Annotated in this window: 13 protein-coding genes; 4 read left to right on the top strand and 9 right to left on the bottom strand. The window is 45.0% G+C overall.

Annotated features, from left to right (window positions below; all coding sequences use genetic code 11):
* Nucleotides 1-2 precede the first annotated feature (2 nt).
* The 6 genes from DPF93_RS01405 to DPF93_RS01380 form a co-directional block, all read right to left on the bottom strand.
* Nucleotides 3-2,858, bottom strand: coding sequence for a formate dehydrogenase subunit alpha (locus tag DPF93_RS01405; protein ID WP_075647933.1), 2,856 nt, complete (start codon nt 2,856-2,858; stop codon nt 3-5).
* A 15-nt stretch (nt 2,859-2,873) separates the two neighbouring features.
* The gene (locus tag DPF93_RS01400) at nt 2,874-3,071 is read right to left on the bottom strand and encodes a twin-arginine translocation signal domain-containing protein (RefSeq protein ID WP_075647932.1); all 198 of its coding nucleotides are present in this window, start codon (nt 3,069-3,071) and stop codon (nt 2,874-2,876) included.
* A gap of 63 nt (nt 3,072-3,134) precedes the next feature.
* A complete protein-coding gene (locus tag DPF93_RS01395; RefSeq protein WP_114764429.1) occupies nt 3,135-3,761 on the bottom strand; it encodes a TorD/DmsD family molecular chaperone in 627 nt (208 codons plus the stop codon).
* Nucleotides 3,762-3,770: 9 nt separating this feature from the next.
* Complete coding sequence (locus tag DPF93_RS01390; protein ID WP_114764428.1) at nt 3,771-5,432, bottom strand: 4Fe-4S dicluster domain-containing protein; 1,662 nt, start codon at nt 5,430-5,432, stop codon at nt 3,771-3,773.
* 183 nt (nt 5,433-5,615) lie between these two features.
* Entirely contained in the window at nt 5,616-6,245 is a 630-nt protein-coding gene (locus DPF93_RS01385; protein ID WP_114764427.1) for a DUF3306 domain-containing protein, read from the bottom strand.
* A complete protein-coding gene (locus DPF93_RS01380; protein ID WP_114764426.1) occupies nt 6,235-6,684 on the bottom strand; it encodes a DUF3305 domain-containing protein in 450 nt (149 codons plus the stop codon). The genes DPF93_RS01385 and DPF93_RS01380 overlap by 11 nt, the downstream gene beginning before the upstream one ends.
* Nucleotides 6,685-6,893: 209 nt before the next feature.
* Between DPF93_RS01380 and DPF93_RS01375 the strand changes: the two genes are divergently transcribed.
* Both DPF93_RS01375 and DPF93_RS01370 read left to right on the top strand, forming a co-directional pair.
* Nucleotides 6,894-7,724 (top strand): formate dehydrogenase accessory sulfurtransferase FdhD, encoded by an 831-nt coding sequence (locus tag DPF93_RS01375; RefSeq protein ID WP_114764425.1) that lies wholly within the window; start codon nt 6,894-6,896, stop codon nt 7,722-7,724.
* A gap of 140 nt (nt 7,725-7,864) precedes the next feature.
* Entirely contained in the window at nt 7,865-9,775 is a 1,911-nt protein-coding gene (locus DPF93_RS01370; RefSeq protein ID WP_114764424.1) for a methyl-accepting chemotaxis protein, read from the top strand.
* Nucleotides 9,776-9,883: 108 nt separating this feature from the next.
* On the opposite strand, the gene DPF93_RS01365 is transcribed toward DPF93_RS01370, so the two are convergent.
* The gene (locus DPF93_RS01365; protein WP_114764423.1) at nt 9,884-11,476 is read right to left on the bottom strand and encodes an ABC-F family ATPase; all 1,593 of its coding nucleotides are present in this window, start codon (nt 11,474-11,476) and stop codon (nt 9,884-9,886) included.
* Nucleotides 11,477-11,796: 320 nt separating this feature from the next.
* Between DPF93_RS01365 and DPF93_RS01360 the strand changes: the two genes are divergently transcribed.
* Entirely contained in the window at nt 11,797-14,154 is a 2,358-nt protein-coding gene (locus tag DPF93_RS01360) for an ATP-binding protein (protein ID WP_114764422.1), read from the top strand.
* A gap of 1 nt (nt 14,155) precedes the next feature.
* Nucleotides 14,156-15,034, top strand: a complete 879-nt coding sequence (locus DPF93_RS01355) for a mechanosensitive ion channel family protein (protein ID WP_114764421.1) — start codon at nt 14,156-14,158, stop codon at nt 15,032-15,034.
* A gap of 79 nt (nt 15,035-15,113) precedes the next feature.
* Here the strand turns inward: DPF93_RS01355 and DPF93_RS01350 are convergent, their stop codons facing one another.
* Both DPF93_RS01350 and DPF93_RS01345 read right to left on the bottom strand, forming a co-directional pair.
* Nucleotides 15,114-17,093, bottom strand: coding sequence for a sensor histidine kinase (locus DPF93_RS01350; protein WP_425275269.1), 1,980 nt, complete (start codon nt 17,091-17,093; stop codon nt 15,114-15,116).
* 55 nt (nt 17,094-17,148) lie between these two features.
* Nucleotides 17,149-18,600: a sigma-54-dependent transcriptional regulator gene (locus DPF93_RS01345; RefSeq protein WP_114764419.1), complete on the bottom strand. Its 1,452-nt coding sequence runs from the start codon at nt 18,598-18,600 to the stop codon at nt 17,149-17,151.
* Nucleotides 18,601-18,627: the final 27 nt, after the last annotated feature.

Here is an 18,627-nt window from a genome sequence, read left to right as displayed (position 1 = left end):
CCTTACGCTTTACGAATGTTACATAGGGTTACTTTAGTTTCCTGCATCAAAGTAACAGGGTCGTAACCGTAAGTGGTTGCAGTGTTCGCTGCTTCACCAATCACGTATGGGTCAGTACCTTCTGGGTACTTGTGACGAAGATCTTCACCTTCGAACTTACCGCCAAAGTGGAATGGAATGAACGCAAGACCTGGTTTAACACGACGAGTAACCATCGCTTTAACCTTGATGCGACCTTTCTCTGCACCTTCAACCCAAACGTCATCACCATCTTTAAAGCCAAGATCATTAGCGTCTTTAGGGTTCACTTCTACAAACATCTCTTGTTGCAGTTCAGCAAGCCATGGGTTTGAACGTGTCTCTTCACCACCACCTTCGTATTCAACCAGACGACCAGAAGTTAGGATAATTGGGTATTCACCTGACTTATCTTCTTTCTGAATTGACTTGTACAAAGTTGGTACACGGAAGATCGCTTCTTTGTCATCCCAAGTTGGGTAATCAGCAACAAGATCGCGACGTGGTGTGTACAGTGGCTCACGGTGTAGTGGTACGCGGTCTGGGAAAGTCCAAACGATCGCGCGTGCTTTACCGTTACCAAATGGGATACAACCGTGTTTAATCGCAACACGTTGGATACCACCTGAAAGGTCAGTCTTCCAGTTTTTGCCTTCAGCTGCTGCTTTTTCTTCAGCCGTTAAGTCATCCCACCAACCAAGTTGTTTTAGCAGCTTGTCAGTGAACTCTGGGTAACCATCTTGGATCTCACAGCCTTTTGAGTAGCTGTCTTCAGCCAGTAGGCTTTGACCTTCAAATTCAACACCGAAACGAGTACGGAAGTTACCGCCACCCTCAGCAACCGTCTTAGACGTATCGTAAAGGATGTGAGTACCTGGGTGTTTCATCTCAGGCGTACCCCAACATGGCCAAGGCAGACCGTAAGTTTCACCGTTTGCAGGGCCACCTTCCGCTTCAAGCGTTGTCTTGTGGAATGTGTGCCAGTTTTGTTGGTGCTCTTTTAGACGCTCAGGGCTTTGACCTGTGTAACCGATTGTCCACATACCTTTGTTGAATTCGCGTGTAATGTCTTCGATTACAGGCTGGTTGTTTTCAACTTTGATGTTTTTGAACAGTTGATCAGCAATACCTAGTTTTTGTGAAAGTAGGTAGATGATTTCATGGTCAGGTTTTGAATCAAATAGCGGTTGGATAACCTGATCACGCCACTGAATTGAGCGGTTAGATGCGGTTACACTACCGTGAGTTTCAAACTGAGTGGTTGCTGGAAGCAGGTATACGCCGTCTGTACGGTCGTTCATTACCGCTGCAACTGTTGGGTATGGGTCAACGATAACCATCATATCCAGCTTTTGCATCGCTTTCTTCATCTCAGGACCACGAGTCTGAGAGTTTACTGCGTGACCCCAGTAGAACATTGCGCGAATGTTTTCACGCTGACGGATCTTGTCTTTGTCTTCAAGAACACCATCAACCCAGCGAGATACAGGAATACCTGCACTGTGCATTGGTTTTTGACCGCCGTATTCATTGTTGTCGAAACGGTTTTGAACCCAATCAAAATCTACGTCCCAAACTTTCGACCAGTGACGCCATGCACCTTCAGAAAGACCGTAGTAACCAGGTAGCGTATCAGATAGTACGCCAAGGTCAGTTGCACCTTGTACGTTATCGTGACCACGGAAAATGTTTGCACCGCCGCCAGATTTACCCATGTTACCTAGCGCAAGCTCAAGTACACAGTAAGCACGTGTGTTGTTGTTACCAGTAGTATGTTGAGTACCACCCATACACCATACAACACAGCCTGGGCGATGTTCAGAAAGAAGTTTAGCCGTGTGGTACACGTCTGCTTCGCTTACGCCAGTTACGCGTTCAACTTCTGCTGGGTTCCATTTCGCTACTTCTGCACGGATTTCATCCATACCGAATACGCGTTGTTGGATAAACTCTTTGTCTTCCCAGTTATTCGCGAATACGTGCCATAGTACACCCCAGATAAACGCAACGTCTGAACCTGGACGTAGTGATACGTAATGATCCGCTTTAGCCGCTGTACGAGTACGACGAGGGTCTGCTACTACGATCTTACAGTTGCTCTTCTCTTTCGCGATAAGGATATGCTGCATTGCTACAGGGTGAGCTTCTGCTGGGTTCGAGCCGATAAATAGCATCGATTTACAGTTGTGCATATCGTTGAAAGAGTTTGTCATCGCACCGTAACCCCAAGTGTTTGCTACACCGGCTACTGTGGTTGAGTGACAGATACGTGCTTGGTGGTCAACGTTGTTGGTACCCCATAGCGACGCCATTTTACGATACAGGTATGCCTGCTCGTTGTTGTGCTTAGCACTACCTAGGAAGTAAACCGCATCAGGACCCGATTGTTCACGGATCTCTAGTGTTTTCTTACTGATCTCTTCTAGCGCTTGATCCCAAGAAAGCTTCTTCCACTTACCGTTTTCAAGCTTCATTGGGTACTTAAGACGACGCTCACCGTGACCGTGTTCACGCAGTGCTGCACCTTTTGCACAGTGACCACCAGCATTGAACGGGTGATCGAATGCTGGCTCTTGACCAGTCCAAACACCTTGTTGCACTTCAGCGTAGATACCACAACCTACAGAACAGTGTGAACAGATAGTACGTTTTACTTCTGTCTTTGCATCTGGATCAACAGGTTTAGCTTGTGCTTTCTTCATCATGCCAGGAGCGAATAGGCTTGCACCTACAACCGCGCCACCAGCAGCTAGTGAAGAGTTTTTCATAAATGTACGACGAGAAACACCAAGTTGGTTTTGCTCTTTGCTCACTGAATCAGAGCGTTTCACTAATTTCATGCGTAATGCTCCTAGTTACAGTGTGTCGTAGTAATCGCGAATGTGCTGAGTTTCACGATAGCCAGTCTTCTTTACGTCAGGTTTAATTTCTGCAGTTTCTGCAGCGGTTGCCACTTTGCTTGTCCCAGCGACAACTGCACCAGCAACGGCAGCAGTTGTTAAGCCTTTCAGGAGATCCCTGCGGCTTGTGTTTATTTCATTATTATCTTTCATGGTTGCTTCCTTACCCTCTTAAGGTAGTGTTGTGGAGGCTTAACGCCCCTCTTATCGATGCTATTACTCGTACTCAGTTACGTTTTTCACATCAATTTTTAAATGGGTTTTACTCTTAATGTTTTGACTAAATTGCACCTGCTCTACCGTGCCAAAAGCACGTAACAACTGAGCAACTGCCAAATAAAACTTTGCGTGTTGTGCTTGTTCGATCTGCTTCGCTAGTGACTCGTACCAAGGTGCAATGTGTTTATTGAAAAACACTTGTTGGGTGCACTCTTGCTCGCTAGTTAGCATCGCCATCACTTCGCATAGCGCTGAAATATGATCTTCTGGCTCTTTAACGTTCTCTTCACGCTCGAAACCGAGGATCTCTAGATCGTTGCGGATCTCTGCCAGAGGTTTTTCCATCAGTGCACCAGCCATATGCCAAGAGCCAAATGGAACCACTTCACCACGACCAATACCAATAAATAAGTCTTGGAATTCATCTTCTAGCGCTTCTGGCTCACTTTCTTGAGCCGCGACTTTTAATGCTTGCCAAGCTTGTTGCATTGCGCTTTCTGCAGACTCAATTTCCAAGTCGGCAAGAAAAGCAACGAGGTCTTGTGAAGGCAATTGGCGAAACAGAGAAGCCAGAAGTAAATAGATATCTTGGCGCAGTGTCGCTTGTTCGTTATTGTTTTCCACACCTGACTCCTAGTATTTCAGTTGTTTCATTGGGTCATCAGCCATTGCTTCGAACATGTCGATAACACGGCAATCTTCACACATTGCAATACGGTTAATCGCGGCTTCATCAGAGAAGTGAGAGTGACCGCGTAACTTAGATTGCAACATATCAATCATAGACTGTGGTGCGAAAGGTTTGTGACAACGGATACATTCCGCTGCTTTTTCTTCATGAATTACGCGAGCGTTTTGACGAGAATCTTTATCCCAGTTCATGCGTGGTGTTAGCGTTAGAACCTTTTCCGGACACGCTTTCACACATAAACCACATTGAACACAATCTTGTTCAACAAACTTCAATGAAGGTGATTCACCATCGGTATGCAGTGCACGTGTTGGACAAACCGCCACACAACTCATACAAAGCGTACAATCATTCGATTGGCATTCCACATTACCGTATGGCGCGTTAGTCGCGAGTTCTACCGCGTTCTCAACCGGAATACGTGAAATAGCTAGTGCATCTAGAGCAGTAAACAAACGTTGACGTTTGTTACCTTCAAGATCACCAAGCGCAAGATCAAATGAATCTGTACATAGTGTTGGAGGACCTTCACGTAATGATTCTAGGTAAAGGATATCGATGCACTCTTTTTGGATACCAAGTTGACTTAATAGCTCTTGAGCAATCGCCACTTCGTTATTCAAAATGCGGATAATCGTTGCTGGCATAAAACGGCTAGCAGCAAAAAGCACTTGAGTCGCGCCATTAACCAGCGCTGCAAACCAAGTATCAATGCCTACTGATGGCAGCTCTTCCACCACCACAGGAATAACATTGTCTGGTAATGCTTTTAGTGCCATCACGTTGTAGCTTTCATGACGAGAGCTACAAATTAGAACGATAGGATCTAGACCGCCCGCTTTCTCATAGTTAGCTAGCGTACGCTCAATGAATTTTTGAGTATCTTGCGGATTTGGCAGTGCGTAATGAATCGCTTCTGTTGGACAAGCCGTTGCACAAGTACCGACACCTTGACATAGGTATGGGTTGATCTCGATACGGTGACCAGTTTTATCACTACCTTGACTTGATAGTGCGCCAGCAGGACATGCATCGACACAACGCTCACAGCCTTTAACGCCACGAGAGCTATGCGCACACAAATCTGTATTTAAACGGAAGAATTTTGGCTTATCAAATGTGCCCATCAGAGTCGGAATTTCTTCTAGAGCATCAGCCAATTTTGGATAACCGCGACCAACTGGGTAATAACCTGGTACAGGCACTTCTTCAGTCATGCAGCTGTTCAGACATAGATCGAGTACGACATCAAAACAATCATGACCAATTGCCACTTCTGCTAGGTTACTGCGAATTAAGTTATTGACTGTTTGAACTTCGAAAGCACCGAGAAAACCTGATACTTCAACTGCATTCGCAAAGTAAAGATTTGCGTGTGTCCCCTTCTCACCATCAGTTGATAGAAGAGTTAGGCTGTTCATCTGCTCTAGTTGTTGCGCCGCACTTTCAATAATCGCTGTAGGACCAACAATTAAGGTGTTACCGCCACTTTCATAGCTCACTGTTGGTGGAATTAGGTTAGTCAGCTCAACCGTGTTTTCAAACGCGTAAAGTCTTGCTTTACCATTGTTTGATGTTGCTTCTTGTAGTAGTTGTTTAAGCATTGCTCTATTCCGTTTGCAACCGGATAATTTATCTAGATGCCGTATTGCAAAAGGCGTACCAACTTTTATATTTTTACTTTTCAACAACTTAACTAAAAACAAAGCAAGCTAACGAGACAAAAAAGCCGACTGAGACAAATTGTCGCAATCGGCATCTTAATCATTTAGTCAAAATGTACCTAATTATTGTGTGGTATATTTTGTCTCACCTTCCCCATTTAGGTCGTCAGTATCAGCGTTGGCAGTCTCGACATTAAGCTCTTGGCTGTCGCTAATGGATTCTTCCATCGACTCGTCTGCCACAGAAGTATTTTCATCTGTGGCACTGTCCGTAACTTCAGCGTCTTCTGCTTCAGGCGCAGCGGCAATAGCTTGTTCTTTCTCTGACGCTTCTTCTGGCTGTTCTTTTACCCAATCACGCAAGGTTTCTGCCACGCTCTGAGATAGGGTCTTAAGATTGCTGTAGTCTTCGTCATAGTCATCTAAACCATCACGCACGTTAAACTCTTCTGATAGAAACAGTTTACGCAGTGCCGCTTTCTTAACACTTTGCTCTGCTTCTGAAACCAATAGATTCGCAATCGACATCTCTTCCGGCTTGTCAGCATCATTCGCTGCCATCGCTCCGGTCTCAGTTTCCGATGCAGCAATCGCTGGTTGCGATTCATCAATAGGCGTTGAAAGCTCAGCGTTTATCTCATCGCTATTTTCATTTGCTTTAACCGCAACTTGAGTCTCTTCTGTACTCAATAACTCTTTAGCTTTTTCGTCTAACTTTCGCTTAGACCAGCGGCTAATAAAACTAGTTACCATTTGATCGACCCGCTCCTGCGCGTTTTTTACGTCTTACTTCTAATAGCTCACCATGACGCCCTATAAAGGCTTCCATCCAAGCATGAATTGCTAACGGCATATCATTTGATAGTACGAGATAATCGCCATCCATATAACGCGATGCAACGCTCTGAGAAGCCGTTAATGTCACGATCTTTGGATTATCTTCACCGTCAAAGGTGTCCAGTACTAAGAAAAGCTTAGGCTGTTGTGAGCTTAAATTAAAGCGGTACTCGGTACGCTCGTCTTTATGCAGTTGCAGTAACACTAGACGATCACTTTGCTGCTCAGGTTTAAGATTGAAACCGGTTAGTTGCTGTTGAATCGTCGTCCATTTTCCCATAGACACTTCTTTTGCCGTCAGTTCACACTCTATCGGCCAATGCTGTTCTGTTTTTTCAAGCGTTATAGTAGACATAATTCACCATGCTCAGAATTTGATTCTCGTTTGAGTCGTTTCTTTTACGCTCTGTTAAGCAATTTTCATTCCCTAATTATAGGCATTTTATCTCTAAGCAGGATTTCTGTAACGATTAGGAACGGTTATTGCTAGTTTAATGTATTATGATGACAGTAACTTCATTCCCTCATCGCTTGTCTGATGAACGAACAACAATAGGAATAAACGTGGTTAAACCAAATATAATTAAAACCAGTGAGAATCCATTACAAACTATCGAAGTTGAGGTATACGACGAATACGGCGAAAAGCTTACCAAACAGATCGCGTGTGAGCGCCCTCTTACGGTAATGTTGAACTGGAAAGAAGTGGTTACGTTAATGACTTTGGGGTCACGCCCAGAGTCTTTGGTTTTAGGTTACTTGAAGAACCAAAGTTTCCTATCGGATCCAAACGCGATTGAGTCGGTGATTATCGATTGGGAAACCAGCAGCGCTGCAGTCATTACGAAAGAGAACACCGAGCATGTTGAAGGCGCGCTCAAAAAGAAAACCGTTACGTCCGGGTGTGGTCAAGGCACTATGTACGGTAATGTAATGAAGCAACTTGAAAATTATCAAGTCCCGCAAACACCACTTAAGCAATCAGAAATCTATACCGCGCTTGAAGCATTGACTCATTACAATGATACCTACAAAAAAGCCGGCGCTGTACATGGCTGTGCGGTGTGTAAAGGCGATCAAGTGCTGTCATTTGTCGAAGATGTCGGTCGTCACAACGCAGTTGATACTCTCGCCGGTGAAATGTGGATTAACGAAGAAAGCGGTGAAGATAAGATTTTCTACACCACTGGTCGCTTAACCTCTGAGATGGTGATCAAAGTCGCACAGATGGGGATTCCTGTATTGCTTTCTCGCTCTGGCGTAACACAAATGGGGCTAGATTTAGCGCGTAAGTTTGGTATTACCACCATTGCGCGCGCTAAAGGTTTACGCTTCCAAGTGTTTACTGGCGCAGAGAAAATCACTTTTGATGTCAAAGGTGAACAAGCAGAATAACCCCAAAGCCCCTAGTTATCTAGGGGCTTTTCATTTCACACTATCATTGCAAAAACGCGCCCTAATGCTATTAGTTTAATATCCGCGATCACAAAAATTTCCAAAGCGGTCATTAAACGTCAGACTCTAGGGGGATATCCATGTCTCAAGAACATCTTGCGCTACATAATCAATCCAGCAACACCAGTCTACTTAATCGACTCACGATAAAAGCAAAACTGCTTGCCATTAATATCATCCTTCTCATTGGTGTTGTCTGTTATGGTTTATTTGAACAGCAAAGTCTCGACAACATGCACGAGCTTGAACTTGCTTCGGTTGAAAATGCTGAAGCTGAAGTTGACTTGCTGACGCTAAGACGCCATGAAAAAGATTTCCTCGCTCGCCATGATACCAAGTACCAAGCACGATTCGAGCAAACCTATAGCAAGCTAACCAATCGCCTGACCGATTTAGACACGCGAATCAAACAGCATGGCTTAGAGCTTGATGGCAGGCTGAACGTAATTACCTCAACGCTACAACAATATGGGAATAAATTTGAACAACTCGTCGCACAAATTGAGCTTATCGACTCAAAAACCAGTGGTAGTTCACTGATTGATAATTTGAATACTTCACGCAGTGCACTACGTGAAGAAGTGGTCGCGCTCAATAGTCTTGAAGCCAAGATAGCGTTATCAGAACTGCTAGAAAAAGATTTCCACTATCTCGCCTATCCATCTAATCAAACTGAACTAGAATTGGCGCAGTCATTACAGACCTTTTACCAGCAATTTGGTTATGTCCATGTACTTCAGACTGGATTTAATCGCTACCAAGATTCACTGGTGGCGCTTTTTGAAGCCAACATCAAGCTCGGGCTGACACCTAATGAAGGTCTACGAGGTGAACTTCGTTCTGCTGTACACAAAACTGAGGAAGAGATCCTTGCTATGCAAGGTGATATAGAAGCTGCGATTCTGGTTGCGGCAGACAAAGTAAAGATGCAATTGCATATCTTTGGCGCGCTATTAGCTTTGGTGTTGTCTGGTCTACTGATGGTCATCGGTCGAAGCATCATCAAGCGCATTGCACATATCAACAATATGATGCGTGATATCGCCAGTGGCAATGGTGATCTTACCGTGCGTATGAATGCCTCTGGTAATGATGAATTGGCACAATTAGCAAACTCATTTGATACCTTTACATCCAAGCTGCATATATTGATTAAAGATGTTGCTTCAGCCAAAGAAGTGTTGAGTGAAAGCTCGCAACTCAGTACAGAAGCGGCATCGAAAAGTATGGATAACGCCGAGCAGCAAAAGCTAGAGTCCGAATCTGTTGCTACCGCAATCAATGAACTGGTGCAAACCAGCAATGAGATCACCTCTAACATTGAACACGCAGCTGTGAGTGCCTCACATATGAAAGACGCGTCAAGCTTAGCGAGAGATATCACTCAGCAAGCAAGCTCAAGTATGGAGACGCTGGCAAGCGATATAGCTAGTTCACAAACGTTAATAGAGCAATTGGAGGAGCAAAGCCGCGAGATAAATACCGTTATGGCGACGATCCAAGGTATTGCCGAGCAAACTAACCTATTAGCGCTTAACGCAGCGATTGAAGCGGCGCGCGCAGGTGAGCATGGCAGAGGATTTGCTGTCGTTGCTGATGAGGTGCGTGATCTCTCAATGAAGACCGATAATTCCACCAGACAAATTGAATCGACAATCAACAACCTGTCAAATCAAATTCAATCGACGGTGTCGCGTATGGCGGATAGCCAACAGCAGGCAGAGTCAACCATGCAAGATACGCAGCAAGTAGTCTCGGCGATTGATACGGTTAACCAGCAAATTGAAGAACTATTTAATATGAATACTCAAATTGCAACGGCTTCAGAAGAACAGTCCATGGTTTCGGGAGAAATCGATCGCAATATTACTCATATCGCCTCTCTGGCAAGCGATACCTACAATGAAGTGCAAGATTCGGTCAAGTACAGCAATCAAGTGCAAGATGTTAACCAGAAACTAGGACAACTTGTCGCGCAGTTCCGTTACTAGTCTTTACCAATCAACGCATACAAACAACGTGTACAAAAAAGGGCTAGTCGTAAAACTAGCCCTTTCGATTTGTGCGTTACTTAATTTGTTAAAAGCTAACTAAGATAATTAACCTTGAATACCGCGCGCTTGTAGGAACTCTGCGTATGTACCGCGGAAATCGTGGATCTTACCGTCACGGATTTCTAGGATGCGGGTTGCGAGTGAGTCTACGAATACACGGTCATGCGATACGAAGAATAGCGTACCTTTGTACTGCTCTAACGCCGTGTTCAATGATTCGATAGATTCCATATCCATGTGGTTAGTTGGTTCGTCCATTAGCAGCATATTTGGTTTTTGCATCATTAGCTTACCAAGCAGCATACGACCTTGCTCACCACCAGACAGTACTTTTACTGACTTCTTAATGTCGTCTTGACCAAATAGCATACGACCTAGGAAGCTACGTAATACTTGCTCGTCGTCGCCTTCTTGGCGCCATTGACCCATCCAATCCATCAGTTTCAAGTCTTCTTCAAAATCATGTGCGTGATCTTGAGCGTAGTAACCGATATTAGAGTTTTCAGACCACTTGTATGCGCCTGTACGTGGCTCTAGCACACCTGCCAGTGTGTTAAGCAGTGTCGTCTTACCAACACCGTTCTCACCGATGATAGCAACACGCTCGCCCACTTCGAAAATTGCATTGAAGTTAGCAAACAAGTCTTCTTCAAAACCTTGGCTTAGGTTTTCAACTTCTAGAGCGTTACGGAATAGCTCTTTAGATTGTTCAAAACGAATAAATGGGTTTTGACGGCTAGATGCTTTTACTTCGTCTAGTTGGATCTTATCGATCTGTTTCGCACGTGACGTTGCTTGTTTTGCTTTTGATGCGTTTGCAGAGAAACGCGCTACGAATGTTTGTAGCTCAGCAATTTGTGCTTTCTTCTTAGCATTGTCAGAAAGTAGACGTTCACGTGCTTGGCTCGCCGCAGTCATGTACTCGTCGTAGTTACCAGGGTAAAGACGCAGTTCACCGTAGTCTAAGTCAGCCATGTGGGTACATACTGAGTTTAGGAAGTGACGGTCGTGCGAGATGATGATCATCGTGCAGTTACGTTGGTTTAGCGTCTCTTCCAACCAACGGATAGTGTCCATATCCAAGTTGTTGGTTGGTTCGTCTAGTAGCATGATGTGTGGGTCAGCGAATAGAACCTGTGCCAGTAGCACACGCAGTTTCCAGCCTGGTGCCACTTCGCTCATAAGACCGTAGTGCTGTTCTAGTGGAATACCTACCGCTAGTAGCAGTTCACCCGCTTTAGATTCAGCCATGTAACCGTCCATCTCAGCGAACTGAACTTCTAGGTCGGCAACCTTCATACCGTCTTCTTCGCTCATTTCAGCTAGAGAGTAGATACGGTCACGCTCTTGCTTTACTTCCCACAGTTCTTTGTAACCCATGATTACAGTATCGATAACTGTGTACTGCTCGTAAGCGAACTGATCCTGGTTTAGCTTTGCAACACGTTCATTTGGGTCGTAGCTTACGTTACCGCTGGTCGGCTCAAGCTCGCCACTAAGAATTTTCATAAACGTTGACTTACCACAGCCATTCGCGCCGATAAGACCGTAACGGTTACCTTCGCCGAATTTAACTGAGATATTTTCAAATAGTGGCTTCGCGCCAAATTGTTGCGTGATATTAGCAGTAGAGATCAAAACCTGTACCTTAGCTTAAAATGAATAAAGGGGTAAAAACCGCGCAACGTTACTGATAAAGCGCCTCTACTGCAAGTGTTGTTTTCATTTGCTTTGCTTTAAAGGTCAAGATGTTCGTTCAACTAGAGCTTAATCTCCATTCCGGTTAACCGTCTAATCCGTCAGAAAAATCGCTCAATCGAATAGTGTTTTTTTAACACTCCCCTGACATTGCGCAACATCTAGTCTCTAGAATTCGACGCCCATCCTTGGGCGCGGAACAACCACTTCCGCCAAAACAACTACAATAAATCCAAATAACTAAAATTTAAGAGTGTTCTATGCGTTATTACTTACGCGACGTTTATTTGCGCGTATTAGTCTTAGCTAGCTTGCTTATTGCAACGCCGAGCTTGGCTAACGAGTACGGCTTTCAATCGCAACCTCAGAGCTCACCTGAAGCGGTTAAAATCGCCCAACAGATTTCCGAATTACCGGAACCCCTATTTATGACGCCAAAAGATAAGCGACAAGTGAATCTTTTGTTGGCGCGTGTGCTGCGTATTCAACGCGAGCAAATCACTAGCTTTTCGGAGCATCTTGATGCTTACCGCGCAAAGAATGCGGATCAAGAGTGGAATAAAGTTCAGAGTGCTTATTTCACCCTAACCAGCCTAAACCAAAGCAAACAGGTGTTGTTGGATTTAACCAATCCTGCCAATCGCGACCGTTTGACGGGTTTTGGTCCTTATGGCGTTACTCAGTTTAAGCAAGAGTGGCAGTTAACTAAGTTAAACGTTGAGTATTTGGTTTACTTCCAAATCCGCAGCTTTAAATCTCTGTTTGCTGAAATCTTTATTTCGCCGATTCCAGTTATTTGGGCGGCAACCAAAGTCTTGTTTATTTACTTTGGTTTAGTGTGGTGGCTAGCAAACAGCAAACGTCTGATTGATCTCTTCCGTGTAAGCCAATTAGAAAGCAAATCTAACCCGCCATTATGGGTGAGATTAATTTGGTACATCAGCCGTGCTCACCGCGCTATCGCGTGGCTAATCGCGATTACCCTATCGCTCCGCGTGCTTTCGCAGATCCCAAGCTTGCAGCATTTGATCCTACTGGAAATCTTTACTTGGTGGGTATTAGGTGGCTCTATCGCGATTAGCTTTATCCTTGAGTTTGCTTACCGCAATAGCCGCAGTTCATCTCGTGCGGTCATTGCCCTGCGCTTATCGACCATTCGTCGTTACGTATGGAGCATCATTATTGCCGGTGTAATCTTACAGATCTCAATCCGTACACTGGGTAAAGGCACGATTTACAGTTGGATCTACAGCGCGCTGTTTTTCTGGTTCGTATTAGTTACTGTATCCGTATTGCGCCTATGGCGAGAAAAGGTATTTGAATCTCTCGCGAGTCATACCGAACGCCCTGTCTGGGTAAACTGGGCGGTAAATCGTCAAAACACCTTGCTATTAAACATTCCAGCAACCGCACTGGGTATTGTTTGGCTTAGCTTAGACAGCGCTAAACACCAATTGATGGGACTGCTATCGCGTTCGACTTTGTTTAGTCAAGCGTTGGCTTATCTATTCCGTATTGAAGTGGCGAAGCAATCTGATATTGATAAATGCCAGCACAACCTAGTGCGCATTAAAGGCGAACAAGTCTTTGACTACGTGCTGCCGGGCAATATCGACAGCACGCTGATTGGTTATGCTAGCGATGAGATTAAACAACTTTCACGCTACTTAATGTCTGATAGCCCAGCTATCTGTGTGGTGTCCGGTGAGCGAGGAATCGGCGCAACGACGCTTTTGAATACCATGCTCAATAAAGTATCAAATGCCGAGCCAATCTATCTAAACTGTCCATACGCAGGCTACTCCGAGCTATTGTCGCTATTGGCTTTAAGTATTGGTCTAGATGAAGAAGCGAGTGAGATACAAATTCTGGCTCATCTACGTAAGAGCGAAACGCCGTACCTGATCGCAATTGACAATGCGCACCGCTTAGTAAAACCGATGGTTGGTGGCTTGAGCGATCTGATGCGCATTACTAATTTATTGCGTCGTTCGAAGAAAAATCACCGCATCGTGTTCTCGATTGTGAAATCGAGTTGGCGCTTTGTCGATCGTGCTCGTGGTGAACGCCTGCTGTTTGATTTGGTGTGCTTCCTGCCACGTTGGAACGAAAAACAGATCGCTGAACTACTTAATAGCCGAATTAACAAAGAGCTAGAAAAGCCTCTCTCATTTGAAGGCTTGGTGGTTCCAAAACAGTGGGATCAAGACGATTTAAGTGAAGAAGAGCGCGCTAAGCTTGGCTTCTATCGTATTCTTTGGCACTACTCAGATGGTAACCCAACGGTGGCACTACGTTTCTTCCGCTTGTCGATTAATCGCAACAAAGAGACCGATCAAGCGGTGGTTCGTTTGTTCCATGTGCCGGAATCGCAAGAGCTGGAAAACATGCCTAAACCAATGTTGGCAGTATTACGCTCTATTATTCAATTGGAGATTGCGTCGCCAGAAATTCTTTCTGATTGTACTCAGCTCAGTATTGCGGAAATTACCGGTATCCTGCGCTACTTCCAAAGCCGAGGTTACATTGAATGGAGTGAAGATCAGGCTCGAGTGTCCGATCACTGGTTCCGTCACATTACTAACGTTCTTGACCGTCAACATCTATTGGTGAAGTAAGATGAAAACAATAATAACTTTACTATTTTTGGCATTGTTCTCGTTGCCAGCGATGGCAACAGAAGAGATCGCCAATGTAGAGAACATCTCTAAGATTGCCAGCCTGATCCGCTGGAGTGGCGTGTTCTTCTCACTGTTTGTGGTCGCCGGCACTTGGATTCTACTTAAGTTCATCAACTCAATGGTAGAGAGCTTTGGTAGCCAATTTGTTCAGTACCGAATGCTGCTACAAAAGCTGCAATCATTTATGCAATTTTTCATCTACATGACCACAGGTGTGGTGGTGTTTATGATGAGCTTTCGTATCAATGACCAAATCCTTGCGCTTATTGGTGGTACGCTTGCAGTTTCGGTCGGTTTTGCACTGAAAGACCTTGCGGCATCATTTATCGCGGGTATTACGGTAATGGTTGACCGTCCGTTCCAAGTTGGTGACCGTGTCACGTTTGAAGGAAACTATGGCGATATCATTACTATCGGTTTGCGTTCTGTGCGTATGCGTACGTTGAACGATGACATCATTACTATCCCAAACAACAAATTCTTGAATGAAGTGGTGGTGAGTGGCAACTATGGCGCGCTAGACATGCAGGTAGTGATTCCGTTTTATGTCAGCATGGATGAGGATATCACCCTCGCCCGCGACCTAATCCAGGAAGCTGCGTCATCAAGCCGTTACATCCACCTGCCTAAGCCTGTTACGGTTCTTGTTAAACAGACTATGGCGGACAACTACTTAGCCATTCAGCTCACCTGTAAGGCTTATGTGGTGGATACCGCTTATGAGAAACTGTTTGAAACCGATATTACGCTGCGCGTAATGAAAGAGTTCCGTAAACACGGTATTAAGCCGCCTAAGATTGCGGTTAACGCTGGCTAAGCATGGCAACTGTTCACAGTAACAACAGATAGCAAAACGCCTTCATAACGAAGGCGTTTTTTATATTGAAGTGCAAAGCTTACGCTTTGGTGGAAATCAGCAAATCAATTTCCGCTTTCTTAGGTAAGCGAATGGTAAAGCAACTGCCTTGTCCATATTCCGACTCCACGGTTAATTCACCGCCCGTCTGGCTGAGAATACTTTGCGAAACAGACAGTCCCAAGCCTGTACCATCACGTTTAGTGGTATAAAACGGCGAGAAAATACGTTTTAGGTTTTCCGGCTTAATCCCCGTCCCTTCATCTTGAATGTGAATTAACGCGCCGCGTTCCTGCCCATCTTCAAGCCAGTCTTCACTAGACACTGTTAACTTACCTTTGCCTTGCATCGCGTGAATACCATTCATCTGTAAGTTAACTAGAATTTGCAACAGTTGGTGGCGGTTAATTTCCACTGAGCTATGCGCTTTAAGATCGGTTACAAATTCAACATCGCGCTTTTTACTGCCGGTTTTTACCAACGTAATGCTCTCTTCAATGATTGGGTTAACATGCTGCCAAGTAATTTCATCCTGTACGCCGCCCTGACGGCTGTATTGCAGTAAACTGCGGGTGATATTACGGATACGGTCAATCTGGGCGTGAATCGCATCAAGCTCTTCCTGCACGCGCTGCGCGTCTTCGCCAAGCTCAAATTGAATCAGCTCCACGTTACCCAAGATCACCGCACTTGGGTTATTGATCTCATGAGCAATCCCTGCGGTTAGCTCACCAAGCGCCGCTAATTTTTCATGCACCACCAGCTTATTGCGCGTTTGATTGAGCAATTGAATATGCAGCTCTAATTCGGCAGTCTTTTCTTCCAAACTCGCCGTACGCTGCTGAACCTTGCCTTCTAACTCAATCGCTGCAAATTTAAGTTCGTTTTTACGCTGTCGCAGCAGATCCAACATATTGTCGAACTGTTTGGCTAACTGAGCCAATTCATGTTCATCATCCAAACCCAATGGACCAATGCGGGTCTCTTTGCCTAGTTGGATCATTTTGACCACGCGGTGAATGTGCTCAATTGGATTAAACAAATCCCTTGAGCCACGATAAACCATCACACCAGAAATAAGCAGCAAGATAATCGTGATAAAACTGATTTCAACAATGTTAGTGACATAAGCCTTTAAAAACGGCCACATCAAATAACCGGTATACAGCATGCCAATCACTTGGTCGTTTTTGTCAAAAATTGGCTGGTACGCACTGATGTACCATGCATCATAGACAAACGCGCGATCTACCCACTGCTTACCATCGTTAAGCACCGTTTGACGTACTTCTTCTGATACGCGCGTACCAATCGCGCGACCAATATGCTCTTTGCTATCAAGAGGCACGTTGGTACTGATGCGCAAATCGTCGAGAAATAGCGTTAGCGTACCCAGTGGGCGTAAATAATCTTTCTCACTTGGGTAGATAAGATCGCGAATTTGATCGACCAAGATCGTGCTGTTGTTAAGCAGCAATCCGCCGTCCATATATCCAACCAATTGGTCTTGATTGTTATGTACTGGGATAACCGTTCGACTCACTAAGCCGCGATCTTCTACGCTGCCAGAATCGAGCACGGCAACTTGTGCACGTGAAGCCAAGTTTTTATCTAACGCTTTTAGTTCTTGATGACTAAGCAGTTCGAAAAACGATTCGCTTTTACTCAACTTTGAGTAATTAAACTTATCGTCATGCTCTCCAACGCGATGAAAGCATAGGAAATCTAAGTTGTAGCGCTGCTTCTGTTCCGTCACCCATTTTTTCAACGCCAGCTCATTGATGCCACTTTCTAAGCGGATACGAAAATCATACGACTCGGCAAAGGCTTCCACATGGTTCGCTTGCTTTTGCTGGATCAGCTCAATACTGTTATTGGCAACTTCCAAACGTTCCGAAACGTCAATCAAAGTGCTCTGCCAAGTGTAATGAATAGACCAATAGATGGTGATGCCAATCAGAGCCATCAAAGTCAGAATAATCGGCGCTGAAGTCAGAAACATCAGCCTATAGCGCACCATGGTCTTGAATCGGTAGCGCCACTTAGCAATAAAACCGTGATAAGAATTAGTGCCACTATTCGGCATAATCAGAATCCTCAGCATCCCACTCTTTGTATTTACGCTCTAGCGTCTTACGGGCAACCCCGAGATCACGCGCGGCCGCAGATTTATTGCCATCATGAAAATCAACCAGTTGCTGAATATGGGATTTTTCAACATCTTTCAGCGTCCAAGAATTTGGATAGCCATTACCTTGCTCGCGTACTGGCTCAGCAATATCGATAAGCTGTGAACCGGTTGTCACGGTCATCGAAATCTTTTGCTGCGGTTGATTAATGTTTAACTCACGCCAATAGTGCGCTGGTGGTTTTGCCAGCAAAATGCAGCGTTCAATTAAGTTTTTCAACTCACGGATATTACCCGGCCAATCATAGTTGTTGAGCGCTTCAATATCTTCATGCGCCCAGTGAGGATCAGGCATACCCAGCTCAGCTGACAACATCTTGGTAAAAAATGGTACTAGCTCATTAAGATCTTTTTTACGATCTCGTAGCGGCGCTACATCAATCTTAAGTACATTAAGGCGATAGAATAAATCTTCACGGAAATTGCCTTTGCTAACCTCTTGTTGCAAGTTACGGTTGGTTGCCGCTACGACACGAACATCAACGCCAATCTCTTTCTCACTACCGACAGGTCTAATCGCTCTTTGTTCTAACACGCGCAGCAAAGCCGATTGCATTGAAAGTGGCATCTCACCAATTTCATCAAGGAAAAGGGTGCCGCCATTCGCGACACGAAATAGACCTTCTCGACCTTTCTTCGCGCCAGTAAATGCCCCTGATGTGTGACCAAACAGTTCGCTTTCCAGCAGCTCTGGCGCAATCGCGCCACAGTTAACGGGAATAAAAGGACCATTACGACCACTGGCTTCATGCACGCCACGAGCGACCAGCTCTTTGCCCGTGCCGGATTCACCTTCAATCAACACCGAAGCGCGTGATGGTGCAAATTGGGTAATCAACTGACGCAGCTGCCTAGTTTTCTCTGAGCTACCGGCGATCTCGGTTACAATGTGACGCTTTACATCGCGGCGCAGGGCAAACTGCAAACGCTCATTAAGGCGTTTATCCATACAGCGCTGCACCGATTGCAACATTTGGCTCAAGTTGAATGGTTTTAAAATAAAGTCTGTCGCGCCAAGTTTTAGCGCCGAAATTGCCGTTTCCAAATCGGCGTAACCGGTCATAAAGATAATGTCAGCTTTGCGCTCTTCATCATTAAACGCTTCTTCCCATTCGATACCCGAGCGCCCCGGCAAGTTAATGTCTAAAATTATAAGATCATAGTGATTGGCGAGACGGAGCGTTTCTGCTTGTTCAATGCTCCCTGCGGTATCGACTTTAGAGAACCATTTGCTGAGTGCTTTTTGCAAAATAGCCTGCATGCCTGCCTCATCGTCAACAACTAAGACGGAGAAAGCTTGGTATTGAAGGGATTTATTTGCGTCTAAAGATGTAGACATATTTTATCTCAATTGATTTCAACTGTT

The organism is Vibrio rhodolitus (assembly GCF_003350325.1).
In the GTDB taxonomy this organism is placed as follows: Bacteria; Pseudomonadota; Gammaproteobacteria; order Enterobacterales; family Vibrionaceae; genus Vibrio; species Vibrio rhodolitus.
The sequence above is the reverse complement of the archived record's forward strand: the minus strand, read 5'-3'. Positions and strand labels throughout refer to the sequence as shown.